We start from the raw sequence: 18650 nt of genomic DNA, 5'->3' as shown, positions 1-18650 counted from the left end.
ATCAGGACAACGACTTCAACCAAACATCGTCCTGATTAATCGCGGCACATCTGCCTGGCTCTTCAGTCCAGTTTGTCAAGCAGCGGCTTCAGCCGGTCTCCATAGCGCTTCCACAAATCGACAGAGCCTTGATACATCGGCTGGCGCACTTGGGCGGCGGACGCCGTGCGCACCGGACGATCGGTCTCGTGGAACGACAGCACGGCATCGTCCCATGGCAGGCCGAGATAGTCGATGAGCGCCCGGCTTTGCCCTTCCTGATCGGCGACGAAATCCTCATAGCGCACATCGTGCACGACGCCGGGCAGCACCTTGTGCCAATGCGCCATGATGTCGGTGTAGAGATTGTGGAAGTCGGCGAGCTCGCCGAGGTCGTAGCCATAGCGGTGGCTGTCGCCGCGGAAATGCACCTTGTAGATCGACAGGCAGGTTGCCACCGCATCGCGGGCACAGTGGATGATCCTGGCCTTCGGCATCATCATGTGGATGAAGCCGATAAGCAGGAAGTTGCCCGGCATCTTGTCGGTGACATGGCTGATATGCGGATAGCGGGCATGCAGCATGTCGAGATAGGCCTGGCCTGCCTCGGCGAAATCCGCATCGTCCGTATCCGATACGCCCCAGGGAAAGCCGCCCGGCATGTTGGCCGGGAACTGCTTGCCGACCGACTTCTTCAGGATGCTGAGCTCGCCGGCGCCATAGACCTTGGGATGGCTGGCGATGATCTGCTCGACCAGCGTCGTGCCCGAACGCGGCATGCCGACGATAAAGATCGGCGCGTCATCGGTGATCGGTCTCGGCCTGTGCTTCTCGAAGAAGCCGGCATCGAACACCGTCTTCATCGCCTCGAATTCCGCGCTCGTCCTGACGGGATCATAGTTGATGCCCTTGCGGCGAATGGCATTGCCTTCGGCGAAATAGTCGAAGGCCCTGTTGTAGTCCTTCAAATCGTCATTGGCCTTGCCGAGGCCGAAGGACAGTTGCATGCGTGCGAGGCTGTCCTGCGGTGCCTTGGCGTGCTGGGCTTCCATGCCGGCCAATTCGGCATCGCGCTCCTTCTGGCGCTTGACCTGCGTCAGCATCAGCCAGGCGGTGGCCATGCCGGGGTTGATTGCCAGCGCCTGCCGGAACAGGTCGGCCGCCTCGTCGAGCTTGCCCTTTTCCATCAGCCCGACGCCGAGCCCGTGCAGCAGCTCGGCATCCTTGGGGCGGATGGTCAGCGCTTCGCGAAAAACCGCCAGCGCCTCGTCCAGGCGTCCGGCTTCCTGCAGGGTTTCGGCAAGTCCGATGCGGGCGCGCACATGGAAGGGATTGCGTGCGACCGTGCCGCGATAGATCTCTTCGGCCTCCTCGAACCGGCCGAGCTGCTTCAGCGACGAGCCGAGATTGTCGCGCGCAGCAAGCTGCTCCGGCCGCAGATCCACCGCGCCACGGAAGAAGTCGATTGCCGCGTCGACACGGCCGAGGTCGCGCATCACCGTGCCGAAATTGTTGAGGAAATCGGCATTTGTCGGCTGCAGGCTCACCGAGCGTTCGATGAGATCGAGCCCCTCTTCGCTGCGCCCGGTCTGGTGCAGCAGCAGCCCCAGGAAATGCGCAGCCGCCGCGTGTTTGGGCTGACGCGCCAGGACTTGCCGGTAGATTGTCTCGGCTTCTTGCCGGCGCCCGGCCTGATGCAGTTGCAGCGCCTGCTGCACGTATTGGTCGAGGCCCAGCGGCGGCTGTCCGCCCGCGCCAGACCTGGCTCCCGCACCCGCCGCTCGTCTCTGATCTCTGTTAATGGGAAACCTGCCGTGTTTATCCGCCTGCCGCGATCTAGGCCATTGGCGCGGCAGGTTCAAGTCTCCGCCGGGTTTTGCGACCTTTCCGTCGCCGCACAAGCGATCAGATCAGGCGGTTGGTCTCGGCAACCTGTCTGGCCCGCCTCACCGTGCCATCGGTATCGGAGATCGTGCGCCTTGCGGCCTCATCGCTTCTGATGGTCAGCCGTGCCGACTTGACGATCATCGGCTGGCCGTTGGGGCCAACGGCAATGGCATGTATGGCGATCGGCTTGATGACCGGATTGACCGCGACGGTCTTCCCCCTTGAGCCTCTTGTGGAAACCATGGTTTTGTCCTCATTCCGGAGTAAATAAATAAAATCGAGCCGGGGAAATGCCTCAGCGAATTGTCAAGAATTTTTAGAAATATGCCGACCCATAGCAGAATTATTGGAAGATTTATAGGGATCTATTTTTCAGGCACGGCACGTTTATTTTCTGAATCATCTTGAACAAGCGGCCCGATCGATCTACATAAACGAAATCGTTTTGGCCAGAATTGGCATCTCGCGGCGTCAGAGGTTCTCGACCCGCCAATCTCATTCCAAATCGTCGATACCGGACGCACGGCACATTCGCCGCGCGTCGATTTTTCAATCCGCGAAAGACAGATATGACCACCGGAACCGTGAAGTTCTACAATGGCCAGAAGGGTTTTGGCTTCATTCAGCCGGCCGATGGCGGCAAGGACGTTTTCGTCCATGTCAGCGCGCTGGAGCGCGCCGGCTTTCCCGGCCTCGCCGAAGGCCAGAAGCTTCAGTTCGAACTGGAACGTGACGGCAAGGGCCGCGAGTCGGCCGCCAATCTGCAACTGATCTGATCCGGCCGAATTCGATGAACGCTGACCACGGATGTACTGGCAGCTCTCGAAAGCGGCTTATTTCCAGCGATTGCCGGAAATAGGAAAGCGGGGCTTGTCCCCGCTTTTTTGCTTTCAGGCCATTGTTTTACCTGACGCCCAAGGCGTGAACCAATCGAAGGCCAGGACGATGCCGGACCGCACCACCCATTCCATTGCCCACTTCACCGCGGCTTTCGCGCTCGGTGGCCTGGAAGGACCGTTGCCGGCCGGCGACTACGACATCGATCATGACGAAGAGCTGATCGAAGGCATGTCGCATGTTGCCTGGCGCCGCGTCGCCACCTTCATTCACCTGCCGGCGAGGGCGGTGAAGAATCCGACCACCAGCCAGCTTATCGCCATCGACCACCTCGAACTCGAAACCGCGCTGAAGCGCGACCGGGAGAATGCAGCATGATCCGTTTCCAGCAGAATACGCGTCCGCGCACCGACACGCCCTCGCACCTTTTCGCCATTGGCCAGACGGTGCGCATGAAGAGCCGCACCGGCCTCGTCCAGAAGACGGCCGAACTGTTCCAGATCAAGAGCAGGCTGCCGGTCAAGGACGGCTCTCCGCAATACCGTATCCGCAGCGAGCAGGAGACCTACGAACGGGTCACCACGGAAGACAATCTCGAACCGGTCGACACTCCGGTTGTCGCCAACAATCCGGCGGTCTGAGATCCCGAACGCCAGCCAACACGCACAAGGAGCAGTCCATGTCCAAAGGTCAACAGCGAAGCAATCGCGAAGCGCGCAAGCCGAAGAAGGACAAGGTCGTAGCCAAGCCCGCCTCCCCATTCGGCTCGTCGGTCAAGCAGGCGGAGAGCGGCCTGAAGCCGAAGTCCAAGGGCTGACAGCCCTGGGGGCGCTTCGCATGCGCCCCGTCGCCCCGCTGTGAGCAGGCGCTGACCTGACGCAACAGGCTCACGCAATGCTCTGCAACGGAGGCTTGCTTGAACTTCGTCATCGAGTTCTACCGGTCGCGCGACGCCGAGGAAGCAACACTCGACAAGGTGTCGCTGGAAGCGCCGACCCTGCGCGCCGCCCTGCAGGGCGCCACAGCACTCTTGCACACGCTCGCAATGCCGCAGATCCCGACCGGCTGCGCATCTCCGATGAGCACGGCAGCGAGCTTTACGCTGGCCCGGCCGATGGGACGTATCTGGCTAGGCAACCCCTCGCGCAAGCGCCTCACGAGGGGAGAAGGAAAACCTCAGCACGGCCCATCACCAACGATGCGGTAGTCCGCGGCGCGGGCTTCGCAGGCGTTGGGGAAGCTGCGCATCTCGCCGTGCCGGCGGGCGCAAACGGGCGCGTATTCGCGGGTGCAGAACGTCTGCTCTTCACCGCCACCGCCACCGCCACCGCCACCGCCATCACCGTCGCCGCGGCACGGGCCGTCACGCACGATGCGATAGCCGGCACGGTCGGCAAGGCAGGCATTGGCGAAGGTCTGGCGATCGCCGCCGCGCCGGGCGCAGACCGGCTCATATTGCCTGGTACAGAATTCCGGTTCGGGACGCGGTGGACGCGGGCGTGGTCCCGGCCCGTCATCGACGACGACGGTGCAGGCGGCCAGAAGCGCCGGCAGCAACAGCACGGCAAACCCTTGCCGCGAGAAAATTGACGCCAGGAATTTCATGCTCACCTCTCCCTCGATCCCGTCCCGGATCGCGACCCTCGCCCTTCCCCCGATCCTCGCCATTCCCTTGTCAAATGCAACCCCTGTTTGCAGCCTCACACCGGGAGCGACGTCCGGAACCGAGGCGATCGGCAACGGCTGTCGTTAGCCGCCTCTGGCCCATGCGTGACCGTGGCTGTGGGCCGATGACCCGATCCGCAACCAAGCCTATTTGCGCCCGGTCGACGCTCAGATCGGTCGATTCTTGCGTCGGGATGCGCCCACAGTGGCGGCCCGCGGCGCTATCTTGCAACCTTCACGTTTCCGTGCGATAAATTCCGTGTTCGGGCATTTGCGACCCGGAGAGCGGAACGTTTTGGACGACCTTTCCCCGATACTGTGAATCTCTGACGGCCCCGTTTTCGGCGGGGGGTTTGACCATGCGCCAATGCATGACTGCCGAAGCAACCACCGGGAACTGCCCTCGACGCCAGGTGGCGGGCAGGACCACCAAAGACTGAACGGGTGAAGGAGTTTCCCCAATGGCCCAGACCGGCACCGTTAAATTCTTCAACGCGACCAAAGGCTTCGGTTTCATCACGCCCGACGGCGGCGCCAAGGACGTGTTCGTCCACATTTCCGCGATCGAGGCATCGGGCCTGCGCACGCTCGTCGACGGCCAGAAGGTCACCTTCGACGTCGAGCCGGACCGCATGGGCAAGGGCCCGAAGGCGGTCAACCTCCGCGCTGCCTGACCATCGGCGCCGCGCGTCCCTGACGGCGGGCGAACGAGGGTTCCAAGCTCGCCCAGCCTGTGGGCACGCAGACAGATTTTTAAGAAGGCGCGGCGATTTTCGTCGCGCCTTTTTCATGTCCTCGGCAAAGCAGAAATGCATGTCGCAAAAAAGCGGATCCGGTTTTGGGTCGACGACGTGCATTATAACAAGGGCTTGACGCGCTTTAAGCGCCCCCAAAACTTTCTCTTGCCGATGACGCTAAAATAAAGGACAAATTTCCTCTCGGGCATTTGCCGGCCCGAGACTGGAGTTTATGGGATCAAAGGAGCTTCCCATGCCGCAGACCGGCACCGTTAAATTCTTCAACCATGCCAAAGGCTTCGGCTTCATCACGCCGGACGATGGCGCGAAGGATGTCTTCGTCCATATTTCGGCCGTGCAGGCGTCGGGTCTTCCCGGTCTCGAAGATGGGCAGAAAGTAACGTTCGACACCGAGCCGGACAAGCGCGGCAAGGGACCCAAGGCCGTCAACCTGTCTGTCGGCTGAGCCGGCTTCATGCTGTCGGCCCGAGCAGGGCAGCCCAGCTCATTTCGAGCTTGGTTTTTGTCGCCTCTCTTGGATCGGCAGGTCGAAATCCGTTCAGCCTCCGTTCAGCCACGGTCGCATATTAGCCTTGGGTAAAGCCGGACCGCATCCCTGCAAAACTGCACGGCCCGGTACGAAGGAGACCAAGATGAACAGAATTTTCAAGACAGCCGTGCTGTCCGCCGCCGTGGCCGCCACCATGCTTGTGGCCCTGCCCGCGGCCAACGCCGATGAATGGCGCCATCACCGCCACCACGGCAACGGCGATGCCATTGCCGCCGGCGTGCTCGGCCTCGCCGCCGGCGCCCTGATCGGTGGCGCGCTGGCCAATGACCGGCCACCGCCTGACGCTAACCGCTACTACGATGACGGCTACTACAATGACGGTTACTACGATCGTGACGTGCGGATCCGCCCGGCACCGGTCCGTCGCTACTATGCGGAGCCGCGGGTGGTCTATGCCGACCGTTATGCCGAACCGTGGACGCGCGACTGGTACGAATACTGCTCGGATCGCTACCGCTCCTTCAACTCCCGCACCGGCACCTTCACCGGCAATGACGGCGAGCAGCATTTCTGCACCGCAAACTGAGTGCATGTCGCCCAAAAGTGCGCAGCGGTTTTGGGATAACGACTTGCACCAAACAGAATTCTGAAGCGCGAAAGCGCTTCAGAGCTTCCCTGCCCCAAAAAAAGGCGCTGACCGCAAGGCCAGCGCTTTTTTGTTGTTGCCGGGTGTGTCCCGGGTGTGTTGAGATTCAGGTCAGGAACGGATTCGTCCTGCGCTCCTCGCCAAAACGGCCGCCAGGGCCGTGGCCGCAGATGAAGCCGATATCGTCGCCGAGCGGCAAGAGCTTGTCCTTGATCGAGGCGATGAGCGTTGCATGGTCACCGCCCGGCAGGTCGGTACGGCCGACCGAGCCACGGAACAGCACATCGCCGACATGAGCGAACTTGGCCACGCGGTTGTAGTAGACGACGTGGCCGGGCGCGTGGCCAGGGCAATGCAGCACCTCGAACACGTGGCCGCCGAACGACACGGTCTCGCCCTCGGTGAGGAACCGGTCGGGCACGCAGTTGCGCGCGCCGGCAATGTCGTAACGCCTGCCCTGGTTCTCCAGATTGTCGAGCAAGGACTTGTCGGCGGCATGCGGGCCGATGATGTCGATGCCAAGCGCCTCTTTCAGCTCCATGGCGCCGCCGGCATGGTCGATATGGCCATGCGTGATCCAGATCGCTTCGGCCGTGATCGCATTGTCCTTCAGCACCGCCAGCACCTTATCGATGTCGCCGCCCGGATCGACGACGACACCGTGCTTTTCGTCCATGTCGAACAGGATGGTGCAGTTCTGCTGGAACGGTGTGACCGGCACGATGCCGGCATTGAGCTGACCCATGATCGTCCTTTCAATGTCTCGGCGTGATGTAGAGGTGTCGGCGAAAGGCGTCCACCCCTCGAAAGACGAACAGTCAGTCGCCCCAGAAACGGAAATGGGCGGCCGAAGCCGCCCATTTGAACAAGCCTGAAATCGTCAGGCTTACTTCTTCATGGCGCCCATGACCGCGCCGATGATGCCGGTCAGGATCGCGCCGCCGCCGGCGCCGCCAACGATGTTGTTGAGGTTGAGCGCACTGCCGAGACCGCTCGTCGCCGCCGCTGCCGCTGCCGGGTCGATCGTGCCGTGGCCGAGCAGGCTGCCGAGGATCGCCGCGCCGCCGACGCCGCCAATGGCACCACCCAGGATCTTGGGAAGCTGACCCATCGCCGCGTTCTTGAGCGCAACACCGATCGCCTGACCACCGATGACGCCTGTAATCACCTGAATAATGATCGGAAGAAGCGTGTTCATGTCCATATGATTAGTCCCTCCATAGCTGCCAGCCTCCCGGGCCGACACCATCATGAGACGCCGAATTGGATGAAAGTCAAATGCAGAAACGCTGAAATAAAAAGGGCGGCTCGAAAACCGCCCCTGCTTGCGCGAAAAGCTGTGACTATCGTTATTCTGCGGCGATCGCGTGCTTGGGCTGAACCGCGGCAGAATAGTCATTCATAAGATTCTTGGCGATTTCACCGACCTCGAATCGGTAAGGCCCGATCTCCGACACCGGCGTTACTTCCGCTGCCGTTCCCGTCAGGAAGCATTGCTCGAAGCCTTCGAGTTCTTCCGGCAGGATGGCGCGTTCGATCACTTCCAGGCCGCGATCCCTGGCCAGCCCAATGACCGTGCGGCGGGTGATGCCGTCGAGGAAACAGTCGGGCTTCGGCGTATGGATCTTGCCGTCCTTGACGAAGAAGATGTTGGCGCCGGTTGCTTCCGCGACCTGGCCGCGCCAGTCGAGCATCATGGCGTCGGCATAGCCTTTGGCTTCGGCGGCATGCTTGGACATGGTGCAGATCATGTAGAGGCCGGCGGCCTTCGACTTCGACGGCGCCGTGCGCGGGTCGGGCCGGCGCCACTCCGCGACATCGAGGCGGATGCCCTTCAGTTTCTGTGCCGGATCGAAATAGCTCGGCCACTGCCAGATGGCGATGGCGACGTTGATGCGGTTGTTCTGCGCCGAAACACCCATCTGCTCGCTGCCGCGCCAGGCGATCGGCCTGACATAAGCGTCCTGGAAACCCTGCTTCTTCAACAGCGTGGTCGAGGCATCGTTGAGCTCGGCGACCGAATAGGGAATCTTGAAGCCGAGCAGGCGTGCCGATTCATGCAGGCGCTCGGTGTGCTCGTTGAGCTTGAAGATCTCGCCGCCATAGGCGCGCTCGCCCTCGAAGACCGCGCTGGCGTAGTGCAGACCGTGCGTCAGCACATGGATCTTGGCGTCGCCCCACGGGATGAACTCGCCATTCATCCAGATGAAGCCGTCCAGCTGATCGAAGGGAACGGATGCCATGATAACCTCCCGCGGGCCGCGACCCGCATATCCTAGTGTCGTTGCGTGTTCTTTTTGGCCGCGCCAGGTGATTGGAGACGCCGGCCGGTGTTGCGAAGCGTAAGCGGATAATGGCGCTCTGGCAAACTCAGGAAGTTCCGGAAAAACCGGCCTGCCTTGCCTTTTCGTTCGCAATCCGCCCAAAAGCTTGTCAAAAATTACCATTGCAGGGAAATTACGTCAATAGTACTGACATAATCTCCTGTTCCCATGGAGAAATGATGACGGATCGAAGCCCAGCCGCCGGAAAACCGATCAGGACCGCGATGTCAGTCGAGGACGGCATCGACTTCGCCATCATCGAACTGTTTTTCTTCGCCTACCGCGACTTCACCTCCGATCCCGACCAGATCCTGGCCGATTACGGCTTCGGCCGCGCGCACCACCGGGTGCTGCATTTCGTCAACCGCCGGCCGGGCCTGACGGTTGCCGAATTGCTCGACGTGCTGAAGATCACCAAGCAGAGCCTGGCGCGCGTGCTCAAGCAACTGATCGACACCGACCATGTCGTGCAGTTGCAAGGCCCGCGCGACCGCCGGCAGCGCGAGCTCTATCCGACGGCGAAGGGCCGCGCGCTGGCGCTGGCCTTGGCACGGCCACAGTCGCGCCGCATCCGTGCTGCATTGGAAGATTGCGGCGCCACCGAACGGACCTTGGTGGAACGCTTCCTCGAAGCGATGGTTAATCCGGAACTGAGAGCTCAGATCGACGTTGGGTCCGCAAAAATGTCAGGGAAAAGCCATGGAGAGCACTGAGAGGGTCGATCAGGCGGTCGCACCGGACGACGACGCGCCGCATCTGCTTGTGGTCGACGACGACACCCGCATCCGCAATCTTCTCAAGCAGTATCTGACCGAGAACGGCTTTCGTGTGACCGTCGCCGGCAATGCCGGCGAAGCCAGGCGCAAGCTTGCCGGCCTCGACTTCGACCTGCTTGTGCTCGATGTCATGATGCCGGGCGAGACCGGCGTCGACCTCACCAAATCGCTGCGGGCCGAAAGAACGTCCCGATCCTGATGCTGACGGCGCTGTCGGAAACCGACAGCCGCATCTCGGGGCTCGAGGCAGGCGCGGATGATTACCTGCCCAAACCCTTCGACCCGCGCGAGTTGATCCTGCGCATCAACAACATCCTGCGCCGCGGCGGCCCGGCGACGACGCCCAAGGTCGAACAGTTGGTCTTCGGCCCTTACACCTTCCAGATCGCCAGGCGCGAGTTGAAGCGCGGCGGCGAGGCACTGAAGCTGACCGACCGCGAGCAGGAGATCCTGGCGATCTTTGCCGCGCGGGCCGGCGAAACCATCCCGCGCCACGAGCTGGTCGGTGACGATTCGGAAGTCGGCGAGCGCACCATCGACGTGCAGATCAACCGGCTGCGCCGCAAGATCGAGCGCGATCCGTCCAACCCGGTCTGGCTGCAGACCGTGCGCGGTATTGGGTATCGGCTGAGCGTGGAATAGAATACCGCCTGCGGCACGCTGAACGGCCGCGGATGAGCGAAAAGATCGAATGGCGACCACGGAACTGGAACAGCCGGGGAATGGCGGCTTGAGCGCGCGCGCCACGCGAACGCTCAAGGCAGTGCCGCGCATCTGGAACCGGTTCTGGCGCCTCGTTTCGCTTTACATGCCCAAGCGCCTTTATGCGCGCTCGCTGATCATCGTCATCGCGCCGATGATCCTTTTGCAATCGGTGGTCGCCTTCGTCTTCATGGAGCGCCACTGGGCAACGGTGACGCAGCGCCTGTCGCAGGCCACCGTGCGCGACATCGCCGCCATCATCGACCTGATCGAGACCTACCCGCACGACGCCGACTACGCCAACATCATCCGCATCGCCCAGGACCGCATGCAGCTGAAGGTCGATCTGCTGCCGCCCGATCCCTTGCCGCCGCCTGGTCCCAAACCGTTCTTCTCGATCCTCGACGACGTTCTCTCGTCCGAGATCACGCGCCAGATCAACCGGCCGTTCTGGATCGACACCGTCGGCAATTCCAACATCGTCGAGGTGCGTGTCCAGCTCGAGAACAAGGTGTTGCGCGTCTTCGTGCGCCGCAGCCAGGCCTATGCCTCCAACACCCACATCTTCCTGATCTGGATGGTCGGCACCTCGCTGGTGCTGCTGATGATCGCCATCCCCTTCCTGCGCAACCAGATCCGGCCGATCCTGACGCTCGCCGAGGCCGCAGAAAGCTTCGGCAAGGGCCGGCCGATGCCGCGCGATTTTCGCCCGCGCGGCGCCGAGGAGGTTCGCCGCGCCGGCTTTGCCTTCATCCAGATGCGCGAGCGCATCGAGCGCCAGATCGACCAGCGCACCGCCATGCTGACCGGTGTCAGCCATGATCTGAGAACTATCCTCACCCGCTTCAAGCTGCAGCTGGCACTGGCCGGCGGCAAGACCGAGACCAAGGCGGCGCTCAACCAGGACATCGACGACATGCAGTCGATGTTGGAGGGTTATCTCGCCTTTGCCCGTGGCGAGGCCTCGGAGGATCCGGGACGTTTCGATCTCGAAGCCTATTTCCAAAAGCTCAACGACGAAGCTTCCTTGCGCAAATGCAAGCTGTCGACGACGCTTTCCGGCGATCCGACCGTGCATGTCAGGCCGAATGCTTTCGCCCGGCTGTTGTCCAACGTCATCGGCAACGCTTTCCGCTATGCCAAGACGGTGGAGGTCAGCGCCAATCACGGCCGTGGCTCGCTTGTGGTCACCATCGACGACAACGGTCCCGGCATCCCGGTCGACAGGCGCGAGGACGTGTTCAAGCCGTTCGTGCGGCTCGACGAGGCCCGCAACCTCGACGCCAGCGGCACCGGCCTCGGCCTGTCGATTGCCCGCGACATCGCCCGCAGCCATGGCGGCGACATCACCCTCGACGACAGTCCGCTCGGCGGCCTGCGCGCCGTCATCAAGGTTCCGGCCTAGGCGGAGCATGATCCCGAAAAGTGGAAACCGGTTTTCGGACAAGATCATGCTCCCAAAGGGCTGCTTCATCCGCTCGTCATGAAATCATGGTGAAGAGCGCGCATGAAACGCGCGACTACAGTTGATTCGGCCCAGCCGCCTCACTTCGACGCCGTGCCCGCCCGGGTGCGCTGGAGCGAAGCGAGAGCAGCCGGCTGGTCGCCGTTCCGGCATCGTCTCAAGGCAACCGTCGACCTTTCCAGCAAAGGGCCGCCATGCGCATATTGATGGTCACCGACGCCTGGCGCCCGCAGGTCAACGGCGTCGTCCACACGCTGGAGCGGCTCACCGAAACGCTGAAATCCTTCGACGTCGCGGTGGATTTCCTGACACCCAACATCTTCCGCACGCTGCCCCTGCCGACCTACCCCGACATCAGGCTGGCGCTGACCACGCCCGGCCATGTCGCGCGCCTGATCGACGCCTACAAGGCGGACCACATCCACATCGTCACCGAAGGGCCGCTCGGCATCATGGCGCGCCGCTATTGCCGCAATGCCGGCCGGCCATTCACCACCAGCTATCACACACGCTTCCCCGAATATCTCAGCGCCCGCCTGCCGGTGCCGGAAAGCTGGGCCTATCGCTGGCTGCGCGATTTCCACAATTCCGGCCAGGGTACGCTGGTCGCCACCCAGTCGCTCGCCGACGACCTTTCGGCGCGCGGCTTCAACAAGCTGCGGCCGTGGACACGCGGCGTCGACACCGACCATTTCCGCCCGGACAAGAGGAAGGATCTCGGCTTCCCCGGCCCGGTCTTCCTCTGCGTCGGCCGTGTCGCCATCGAAAGAACCTCTCCGCCTTCCTCGACCTCGACCTGCCCGGCAGCAAGGTGATCGTCGGCGAAGGACCTGAACTCGCCAAATTGAAGGCGAAATATCCCAAGGCGCACTTCCTCGGTCACCGCCCCAATGACGAACTGGCCGAGATCTACGCCTCGGCCGATGTCTTCGTCTTTCCCAGCCGCACCGACACGTTCGGCAACGTCATCATCGAGGCACTTGCCAGCGGCACGCCGGTCGCCGCCTATCCGGTGACCGGGCCGATCGACATTGTCGGCGACGGCTTTGGCGGGGCGGTCTCCAACGATTTGCGCGAGGCCTCGCTCGCCGCGCTTAAGGTCGACCGCGCCCAGGCCAGAGAACGCGCCATGCGCTACAGCTGGAAGGCCTGTGCGGAAATGTTTCTCGACACGGTCGAGGAAGCGCTGGGGATGCCGCGGAGACTTGCCGCCTGACGGCGGCAGTTGTGTGGCCTCTTCAATGCCGCCACTCCTGCTTTTCCCGCAGGAAATCCGGAACTTCGACACCTTGCCAATGCCATTGGACAAGTCTTCCGCGTGAAGTTGTTGAGATGCACTGGAGATCTTGCGCCGGCAAGCTTTGACCCCGCGAGCGCGCTCCTTGCGAGAGCTTGCGCGACAGTTCTTTGCGGTGCATTATTCCGCGTGTAGTTCCTGCGGGATTGACGTCGATTTCAACGCTGGACGAAGCGCCTGCCGTATCGCCGAAGCGTCGCGTCTTGCGCATCAGCAGGACCGTTGCGAGGGTGCTGGGCTATTGCCGTGCGAATGCCTGGCCACTCTTCGTGGCCGCCTGGTTTCCCTGCTTTCTGACGACGCTCTGCCTGACGGCGCTTGCCCTCGTTCTTTTTGCCGAGGGGCAGGCGCCCGCCTGGCTTCTCTGGCTTCTATCGCGAGGCTTTGACCCCTGGACGTGGCTTTCTCCGATTGTTGCCGCGCCGTTCTCGGCGATGGTCTTTGCATTCGTTCTCGACCGCATGGCAAACGCGCCCGAGCCTGGCCGCGTCGTTTTCCGGCGCGGCATAGAAAGCGTCAAACACTTCGCTATCCCTGGCCTGCGCTTCGAGCTCGGCCCGCGGATCCTCCTGGCCGCGTTGCTTCTCGCGGCCATCCAGCTTCTTTGCGGCTTTGCGATCGACGGCGAACACAGACTGCTTGTTGCCGGCCTGTTGGCCACGCATGACCTGCCGCTCGGCCCTGAGGACATCGCGCCTTGGGCGTCGGCGATGGGCGTCTTCAACCTGTTCGCGGGTGGTTTGGTACTTGCCTGGACGTATCTGTTCGTCGGCGATTTTCTCTGGACGGGATCATTCGATCCAATCGGCTGCTGGCGTGCGCTCGACGGCAATCATCTGCGTTTTGTCGCCATAATGTTCATCGTTCTCGCGATCGTTGCCATACTCAAATACGGGCTGATCCTGGCTGCAGGCTTGATCCTAATTCCCGCGGATGCCGCGTCGCCCTCCTTCTTGAGCCTTATGCTGATGCATTTCGCACTCGCCTGGCCGTTCGACGTTCTGCACCTCGTGCTCTCAGCCGCTACGGTCGGAACCATTCTCGGCGCGTTTCGGCCCCAGCCTGCTCGCTGATCCTAGAAGAGCCGCCCGCCATCCGGCACCTTGCGCTCGATGGCGCCCAGCACGACGGCGCCCTCCTCATCGGGAAAACCGAGCGTCAGCACTTCCGACATGAACGGCCCGATCTGGCGTGGCGGGAAATTGACCACGGCGAACACCTGCCGGCCAATCAAGCTTTCGGGCGTATAGTATTTGGTGATCTGCGCCGATGATTTCTTCACCCCAATGTCGGGTCCGAAATCGATCTTCAGCTTGAAGGCAGGCTTGCGCGCTTCCGGAAACGGTTCGGCCTCGACGATCGTGCCAGCGCGGATGTCGACACGATCGAAATCGGCAAAACTGATCTCGGGCTTACGCTCTTTGCTTGCACTCATTCACGTACCGCTCAGGCGTTGCCGTAGGTCTCGAACAGCACACCGGCCAGCGCGTCCTTGGCCGAGGTTCCCGACCAGACGACGAACTGAAAAGCCTGGAAATAGCATTCGCAGGCTTCAAGCGCCGAGGACAAAAGCACCTCGACCTGCTGACTCGAGGGTTCGACCCCGCCGGCCAGAAGCAGCGACTGGCGGAACATGATCGCGCCTTCCTGCTCCCAGAGGTCGAAATGGCCGAACAGCATCTGCTCGTTGATCAGCGACAACAGCCGCATCACTTCTAGCGCGCGGGTCTCCGGCACCTTGATGTCGAAGGCGCAGGCCAGATGCAGCGCCTCGAAATCCTCCATCCAGGAGAAGGAGACGTGATAGTCGGTCCAGCTGCCGGCGACCGAGATCGAGATTTCGTCATCGCCGGCCCGTTCGAAGGACCAGTCATTGTTGTGGGCCACCTGCTCGATAACATCCACCGGATGGATTTCGCGGGAGTATTCGAGTTCGAGAAGTTCCATGGAATGCTTCCTGTGTTCAGGGGGAGCGCCTCACGCTCCGCGGGGCACACACGACGAACAATCTGATCTAGAACTCGGACGGCCAGGACTTTCTTCGCGCTAAGGACTACTTCTCGACGCAAAGACCCCAGACCGGACCCCACCGCCCGGCCGCATGACCCTGCTTCGAATCATGCAACAAATTCAGTCTATTGATCGGGAGTCGCGTGAACAGCCCAATTTTTCGCACTGCGGCATTCGCATGTGGAAAGGCGCTGTCACAAAGATTCATGCAATGCCGTTAAGCGATTCACGGCAAAGCGATTTTCAGGATCGGACTATGTGGAAAAGTTTAACGATTATTTTTTCGCGCGAGGCTTCGCCGCCGCCGCTGGTGCGGCATCACCGGCCAGTTCGGCAAGCTTCACCTCAAGCGCTTCGATGCGGGCGGCAAGCCTGGCATTCTCGTCCCGGGCCTTGGCGGCCATCTCGCGCGCGGCCTCGAATTCCTCGCGCTGCACCACATCCATCGAATTGAGGATGCGCTCCGCCTGCCCCTTGAAGGCCGTCTCGACCTCACGGCGCACGCCCTGGGCGGCACCGGCGGCGTCGGTCATCAGCTTGGCGAATTCATCGAGAATGCGGTTCGGTCCGGTCGACATGGCAAATCCTCGCTTGCTCGAAATGACGTAGTGGCGCTGAGCGCCGAATGCAAGAACGTTGAGGCTTGGTGCGGCATCAAGTCGGACCAGCCAAAATCACTGGCAAGCCTGACCAATAACTATTATTGTTCCTGGACGTTTTGCAGGAGCGCCATCATGGCCATTAGCGCAGACTTAGGCAGTCGTCTCGAGGATATCGTCAACCAGCTCGTGAGCACCGGCCGCTACAATTCGAAGAGCGAAGTGCTGCGCGAGGGCGTTCGCCTCGTTGAAGAGCGGGAGAAGCGGCTCGCCGCCCTCGATGCAACCCTAGCAAAAAGCATTTCCGATGCCGATGGTGGCCGGGTTAAGCCCGGCGACGAAGTGCTGGACAGGCTTGAGGCCAAATACAAGGCAATGGCAGCGAAAACCAAGTGAAGCGGCTGGTCTTTACGGATCAGGCCGAGGCAGACCTCGAAGCCATTGGCGACTACATCGCGCTCGACAGCCCATTTCGGGCCGTCACGTTTATCCAGGAATTGCGCCGCGATTGTGTGGAGTTGCGCACCATGCCGGAGCGATATCCGTTCTTTGAGCGGCATCGATCCTCAAGCATCCGCCGGCGCGTCCATGGCAACTACCTGATTTTCTACCGCGCCAGTGCCGACACCGTGGAAATACTGCATATCCTGCATGGTGGAATGGACCTAGGGGCGATCTTGTTCCCTGACAATTGACGGCGCGACCTTGCGTGACCAGCCAAAGTTCTTCGGTATGGTCTGCGTCGAATTCGACCGCAACCTTCTGTACGGGATGACGCCAAGTCGCCTATTGTGGCGTTTCCATCGCGACTTGCGTCAAGCATGAGTCGTCTCCAATCAGGGTCACCAAATGGCAACGCCCCCGCGCCGACCGACAAATCCGTTCGCAGCCGCCGAGGCGGCCTTCAAGCCGGTCAAGAAACCGGCAGCGCCCATTCGCGAACCCTCATCCGCCCCGAATGTCCGCGAGCTTGTTTCGATCCGGATCGACCGGGCCGTGCTCGATCATTTTCAGGAGGACGGTCCCGGCTGGCAGGACAGGATCAACGACGCGTTGCGGCAGTGGGTGGCCGCCAAGGGCTGAGCTCACCATTCACGGCGCGATGGCTCGCGGTGGATTCGTCGCGACATTTGACGGCGACGACGTTGCCTTGACCCTGCCAAAACCCTGCCGCATGGTCCGCGCCCGAATGCGACCGCAACCGAGAGCTCCCCGTTGAACGAATATTTCCTGCTGCCGCTGGCCTCGCTACCCTTCCCCAACATCAACCCGATCCTCATCCAGATCGGGCCGCTGGCGGTGCACTGGTACGGCGTCGGCTACATCGTCGGCATCCTGTTTGCCTGGTGGTATGCCAAGCGGCTCGCCGCCAACCCGAAACTGTGGCCCGACGGCATCCTGCCGATGAAACCGGAAGACCTCGACGATTTCATCGTCTGGGCCGCCATCGGCGTGGTCCTCGGCGGCCGCACCGGTTATGTGCTGTTCTACGATTTGGCGCGCTACATCGCGCACCCTCTCGACATCTTCGCCGTCTGGCAAGGCGGTATGTCGTTCCATGGTGGCCTGCTCGGCGTCATCCTCGCCATGACGCTGTTTTCCATCAAGCGCGGCATCCGCACCTGGTCGCTGTTCGATGTCGTGGCCGCCGGCGTGCCGGTTGGGCTCGGTCTGGTGCGCGTCGCCAACTTCATCAACGCGGAACTCTGGGGTCGAGTCACCGATGTTCCATGGGGCGTCGTCTTCTGCAACGATCGCCTCCAGCAGGCGCTAGGGCAATGTCCGGCAGGCCTCGACCCTCGCCATCCGAGCCAGCTTTACGAAGCATTGCTCGAAGGCGTGGTGCTGTTCATCGTTCTGCGCATCCTCACCCATTCGCGGCTCAAGCTGAAGACGCCCCGCTTCGTTGCGGGCACCTTCATCGCCGGCTATGGCGCCTCGCGCATATTCGTCGAGTTCTTCCGCCAGCCCGACCAGCAACTCGGCTACCTCCTCCAAACCAACTGGCTGACCATGGGCATGATCCTGTCGACGCCGATGGTGCTGGCCGGCATCTGGGCGATGGCGACGGCCAAGCCGGTGACGCAAGGACAGCCGCAGGCGACATGACGCGGCTGAAGACCCGCATCGTCGACCTGATCGAGGCGCTGGGGCCCCTTCCCGTCAACGAATATATGGCGATGTGCCTGTTCGATCCCGCGGACGGCTACTACACGACGCGCGAGCCGTTCGGCGCCGCCGGCGACTTCATTACCGCGCCGGAGATCAGCCAGATGTTCGGCGAACTCGTCGCCGTCTGGCTCTACCAGGCATGGGCAGCGATCGGCCGGCCGATGCCGGTGACCATCGCCGAGATCGGTCCTGGCCGCGGCACGCTGATGAAGGACATGCTGCGAACGCTGTCGCGGCTCGATCCTGACCTGACCAACGGCGCCGCCTTCGCCATGATCGAGACCAGCCCGCGCCTGACCGAGATCCAGAAGCAGACGCTCGGCGCGACACCTTTCGCGGTTCGCTGGCACGAGACCATCGAGACCTTGCCCCAGCAGCCGCTGCTCATCGTCGGCAACGAATTGTTCGACGCTGTGCCGATCCGCCAGTTCGTCCGCGCCGGCATCGGCTGGCGCGAGCGCATGGTCGGCCTCGACGAGGACACCCTTTGTTTCTTCGCCGGCGCCGGCTCGGTCGACCCGACGCTGCTGCCCGTCGATGCGGCTGAAGCGCCGCAAGGCGCGATCGTCGAGGTGGCGCCGGCGCGCACCGGGCTGATGGCGGCCATCGCCGAGCGCATCGCCCGAAACAATGGCGCCGGGCTGTTCCTCGACTATGGCCATCTGCAGCCGGGTGTCGGCGACACGCTGCAGGCCTTGCGCCGGCACAGTCACGAAGATGTGCTGGCCAATCCCGGCGAGGCCGACCTCACCTCGCATGTCGATTTCGCCGCCCTTGCCGCGACCGTGCGCGCGCATGGTCTCGACGCCCATCTGTCGACGCAAGGCGATTTCCTGCTCGGCATGGGCATTCTCGAGCGCGCCGGTCGGCTTGGCGCCGATGCCGGCCAGTCGGCCCGCGACAAGATCACCGGCGATGTCGAGCGTCTCGCCGGCCCGCAAGCCATGGGCGAGCTGTTCAAGGTGCTCGCAGTCCTGCCGCGCGGTGTGACCGTCCGGCCGTTTGCCACGGCGGATTGACTTTTCACCGCTGCCCCTCCCAAT

At 62.3% G+C, this 18650-nt stretch carries 25 protein-coding genes and 2 pseudogenes; 18 read left to right on the top strand and 9 right to left on the bottom strand.

Features of this window, described 5'->3' with window-relative positions; genetic code table 11:
• Positions 1-62 precede the first annotated feature (62 nt).
• Both AC0V8S_RS12705 and AC0V8S_RS12700 read right to left on the bottom strand, forming a co-directional pair.
• Positions 63-1697: a tetratricopeptide repeat-containing sulfotransferase family protein gene (locus tag AC0V8S_RS12705; protein ID WP_475437862.1), complete on the bottom strand. Its 1635-nt coding sequence runs from the start codon at positions 1695-1697 to the stop codon at positions 63-65.
• 187 nt (positions 1698-1884) lie between these two features.
• Complete coding sequence (locus tag AC0V8S_RS12700) at positions 1885-2109, bottom strand: hypothetical protein (RefSeq protein ID WP_202358245.1); 225 nt, start codon at positions 2107-2109, stop codon at positions 1885-1887.
• Between the two features lie 326 nt (positions 2110-2435).
• Between AC0V8S_RS12700 and AC0V8S_RS12695 the strand changes: the two genes are divergently transcribed.
• The 5 genes from AC0V8S_RS12695 to AC0V8S_RS12675 all read left to right on the top strand — a co-directional run bounded on the left by AC0V8S_RS12695 (position 2436) and on the right by AC0V8S_RS12675 (position 3910).
• Positions 2436-2642, top strand: coding sequence for a cold-shock protein (locus tag AC0V8S_RS12695; RefSeq protein WP_096449281.1), 207 nt, complete (start codon positions 2436-2438; stop codon positions 2640-2642).
• A gap of 169 nt (positions 2643-2811) precedes the next feature.
• Entirely contained in the window at positions 2812-3081 is a 270-nt protein-coding gene (locus AC0V8S_RS12690) for a hypothetical protein (protein ID WP_183462419.1), read from the top strand.
• Complete coding sequence (locus AC0V8S_RS12685; protein ID WP_095201862.1) at positions 3078-3344, top strand: hypothetical protein; 267 nt, start codon at positions 3078-3080, stop codon at positions 3342-3344. The genes AC0V8S_RS12690 and AC0V8S_RS12685 overlap by 4 nt, the downstream gene beginning before the upstream one ends.
• A gap of 38 nt (positions 3345-3382) precedes the next feature.
• Positions 3383-3520 carry a hypothetical protein gene (locus AC0V8S_RS12680; protein WP_179298059.1) on the top strand — a complete coding sequence of 46 codons (138 nt, stop codon included), beginning with the start codon at positions 3383-3385 and terminating at the stop codon, positions 3518-3520.
• 99 nt (positions 3521-3619) lie between these two features.
• The gene (locus AC0V8S_RS12675; RefSeq protein WP_475437861.1) at positions 3620-3910 is read left to right on the top strand and encodes a hypothetical protein; all 291 of its coding nucleotides are present in this window, start codon (positions 3620-3622) and stop codon (positions 3908-3910) included.
• On the opposite strand, the gene AC0V8S_RS12670 is transcribed toward AC0V8S_RS12675, so the two are convergent.
• Positions 3880-4308, bottom strand: coding sequence for a Kazal-type serine protease inhibitor domain-containing protein (locus tag AC0V8S_RS12670; protein WP_475437860.1), 429 nt, complete (start codon positions 4306-4308; stop codon positions 3880-3882). The genes AC0V8S_RS12675 and AC0V8S_RS12670 overlap by 31 nt on opposite strands.
• A gap of 521 nt (positions 4309-4829) precedes the next feature.
• Between AC0V8S_RS12670 and AC0V8S_RS12665 the strand changes: the two genes are divergently transcribed.
• The 3 genes from AC0V8S_RS12665 to AC0V8S_RS12655 all read left to right on the top strand — a co-directional run bounded on the left by AC0V8S_RS12665 (position 4830) and on the right by AC0V8S_RS12655 (position 6202).
• Positions 4830-5042: a cold-shock protein gene (locus tag AC0V8S_RS12665; RefSeq protein WP_006202520.1), complete on the top strand. Its 213-nt coding sequence runs from the start codon at positions 4830-4832 to the stop codon at positions 5040-5042.
• A gap of 316 nt (positions 5043-5358) precedes the next feature.
• The gene (locus tag AC0V8S_RS12660) at positions 5359-5571 is read left to right on the top strand and encodes a cold-shock protein (protein WP_008877668.1); all 213 of its coding nucleotides are present in this window, start codon (positions 5359-5361) and stop codon (positions 5569-5571) included.
• Positions 5572-5758: 187 nt separating this feature from the next.
• Positions 5759-6202 carry a BA14K family protein gene (locus tag AC0V8S_RS12655; RefSeq protein WP_475437859.1) on the top strand — a complete coding sequence of 148 codons (444 nt, stop codon included), beginning with the start codon at positions 5759-5761 and terminating at the stop codon, positions 6200-6202.
• A 166-nt stretch (positions 6203-6368) separates the two neighbouring features.
• Here the strand turns inward: AC0V8S_RS12655 and AC0V8S_RS12650 are convergent, their stop codons facing one another.
• The 3 genes from AC0V8S_RS12650 to AC0V8S_RS12640 form a co-directional block, all read right to left on the bottom strand.
• On the bottom strand, positions 6369-7007 hold the full coding sequence (locus AC0V8S_RS12650; protein ID WP_475437858.1) for an MBL fold metallo-hydrolase: 639 nt from the start codon (positions 7005-7007) through the stop codon (positions 6369-6371).
• A gap of 141 nt (positions 7008-7148) precedes the next feature.
• Positions 7149-7466 carry a hypothetical protein gene (locus AC0V8S_RS12645; protein WP_095201869.1) on the bottom strand — a complete coding sequence of 106 codons (318 nt, stop codon included), beginning with the start codon at positions 7464-7466 and terminating at the stop codon, positions 7149-7151.
• A gap of 145 nt (positions 7467-7611) precedes the next feature.
• The gene (locus AC0V8S_RS12640) at positions 7612-8505 is read right to left on the bottom strand and encodes a branched-chain amino acid aminotransferase (RefSeq protein WP_475437857.1); all 894 of its coding nucleotides are present in this window, start codon (positions 8503-8505) and stop codon (positions 7612-7614) included.
• Between the two features lie 260 nt (positions 8506-8765).
• On the opposite strand from AC0V8S_RS12640, the gene AC0V8S_RS12635 reads away from it, so the two are divergent.
• From AC0V8S_RS12635 to AC0V8S_RS12615, 5 genes and pseudogenes are all read left to right on the top strand, one after another.
• Entirely contained in the window at positions 8766-9299 is a 534-nt protein-coding gene (locus tag AC0V8S_RS12635; RefSeq protein WP_183465018.1) for a MarR family winged helix-turn-helix transcriptional regulator, read from the top strand.
• Positions 9286-10004, top strand: a pseudogene (locus AC0V8S_RS12630) (response regulator). The gene AC0V8S_RS12635 and the pseudogene AC0V8S_RS12630 overlap by 14 nt, the downstream one beginning before the upstream one ends.
• A gap of 49 nt (positions 10005-10053) precedes the next feature.
• On the top strand, positions 10054-11469 hold the full coding sequence (locus tag AC0V8S_RS12625) for an ATP-binding protein (RefSeq protein ID WP_475437856.1): 1416 nt from the start codon (positions 10054-10056) through the stop codon (positions 11467-11469).
• 254 nt (positions 11470-11723) lie between these two features.
• Positions 11724-12745, top strand: a pseudogene (locus tag AC0V8S_RS12620) (glycosyltransferase family 4 protein).
• Positions 12746-12921: 176 nt separating this feature from the next.
• Positions 12922-13899 (top strand): hypothetical protein, encoded by a 978-nt coding sequence (locus AC0V8S_RS12615; protein ID WP_475437855.1) that lies wholly within the window; start codon positions 12922-12924, stop codon positions 13897-13899.
• A 2-nt stretch (positions 13900-13901) separates the two neighbouring features.
• Here the strand turns inward: AC0V8S_RS12615 and AC0V8S_RS12610 are convergent, their stop codons facing one another.
• The 3 genes from AC0V8S_RS12610 to AC0V8S_RS12600 all read right to left on the bottom strand — a co-directional run bounded on the left by AC0V8S_RS12610 (position 13902) and on the right by AC0V8S_RS12600 (position 15414).
• Positions 13902-14261 (bottom strand): tRNA-binding protein, encoded by a 360-nt coding sequence (locus tag AC0V8S_RS12610; protein ID WP_183462433.1) that lies wholly within the window; start codon positions 14259-14261, stop codon positions 13902-13904.
• Positions 14262-14272: 11 nt separating this feature from the next.
• A complete protein-coding gene (locus AC0V8S_RS12605; RefSeq protein WP_027030631.1) occupies positions 14273-14773 on the bottom strand; it encodes a type III secretion system chaperone family protein in 501 nt (166 codons plus the stop codon).
• Positions 14774-15111: 338 nt separating this feature from the next.
• Positions 15112-15414: an accessory factor UbiK family protein gene (locus AC0V8S_RS12600; protein WP_475437854.1), complete on the bottom strand. Its 303-nt coding sequence runs from the start codon at positions 15412-15414 to the stop codon at positions 15112-15114.
• Positions 15415-15570: 156 nt separating this feature from the next.
• Here AC0V8S_RS12600 and AC0V8S_RS12595 point away from each other — a divergent pair, with 156 nt between their 5' ends.
• The 5 genes from AC0V8S_RS12595 (at position 15571) to AC0V8S_RS12575 (ending at position 18626) form a co-directional block, all read left to right on the top strand.
• On the top strand, positions 15571-15831 hold the full coding sequence (locus AC0V8S_RS12595) for a type II toxin-antitoxin system ParD family antitoxin (protein WP_183465020.1): 261 nt from the start codon (positions 15571-15573) through the stop codon (positions 15829-15831).
• The gene (locus tag AC0V8S_RS12590; RefSeq protein WP_183462435.1) at positions 15828-16130 is read left to right on the top strand and encodes a type II toxin-antitoxin system RelE/ParE family toxin; all 303 of its coding nucleotides are present in this window, start codon (positions 15828-15830) and stop codon (positions 16128-16130) included. Before AC0V8S_RS12595 ends, AC0V8S_RS12590 begins: the two co-directional genes overlap by 4 nt.
• A 154-nt stretch (positions 16131-16284) precedes the next feature.
• On the top strand, positions 16285-16518 hold the full coding sequence (locus tag AC0V8S_RS12585) for a BrnA antitoxin family protein (protein WP_183462437.1): 234 nt from the start codon (positions 16285-16287) through the stop codon (positions 16516-16518).
• Between the two features lie 132 nt (positions 16519-16650).
• On the top strand, positions 16651-17544 hold the full coding sequence (gene lgt / locus AC0V8S_RS12580; protein WP_475437853.1) for a prolipoprotein diacylglyceryl transferase: 894 nt from the start codon (positions 16651-16653) through the stop codon (positions 17542-17544).
• Positions 17541-18626 carry a class I SAM-dependent methyltransferase gene (locus AC0V8S_RS12575; RefSeq protein WP_475437852.1) on the top strand — a complete coding sequence of 362 codons (1086 nt, stop codon included), beginning with the start codon at positions 17541-17543 and terminating at the stop codon, positions 18624-18626. The genes lgt and AC0V8S_RS12575 overlap by 4 nt, the downstream gene beginning before the upstream one ends.
• The last annotated feature ends 24 nt before the right edge of the window (positions 18627-18650 follow it).

The sequence above is a fragment of the Mesorhizobium oxytropidicola genome, from assembly GCF_056174625.1.
Note: the sequence above shows the minus strand (reverse complement) of the source record. Positions and strands in the feature narration are given on the sequence as shown.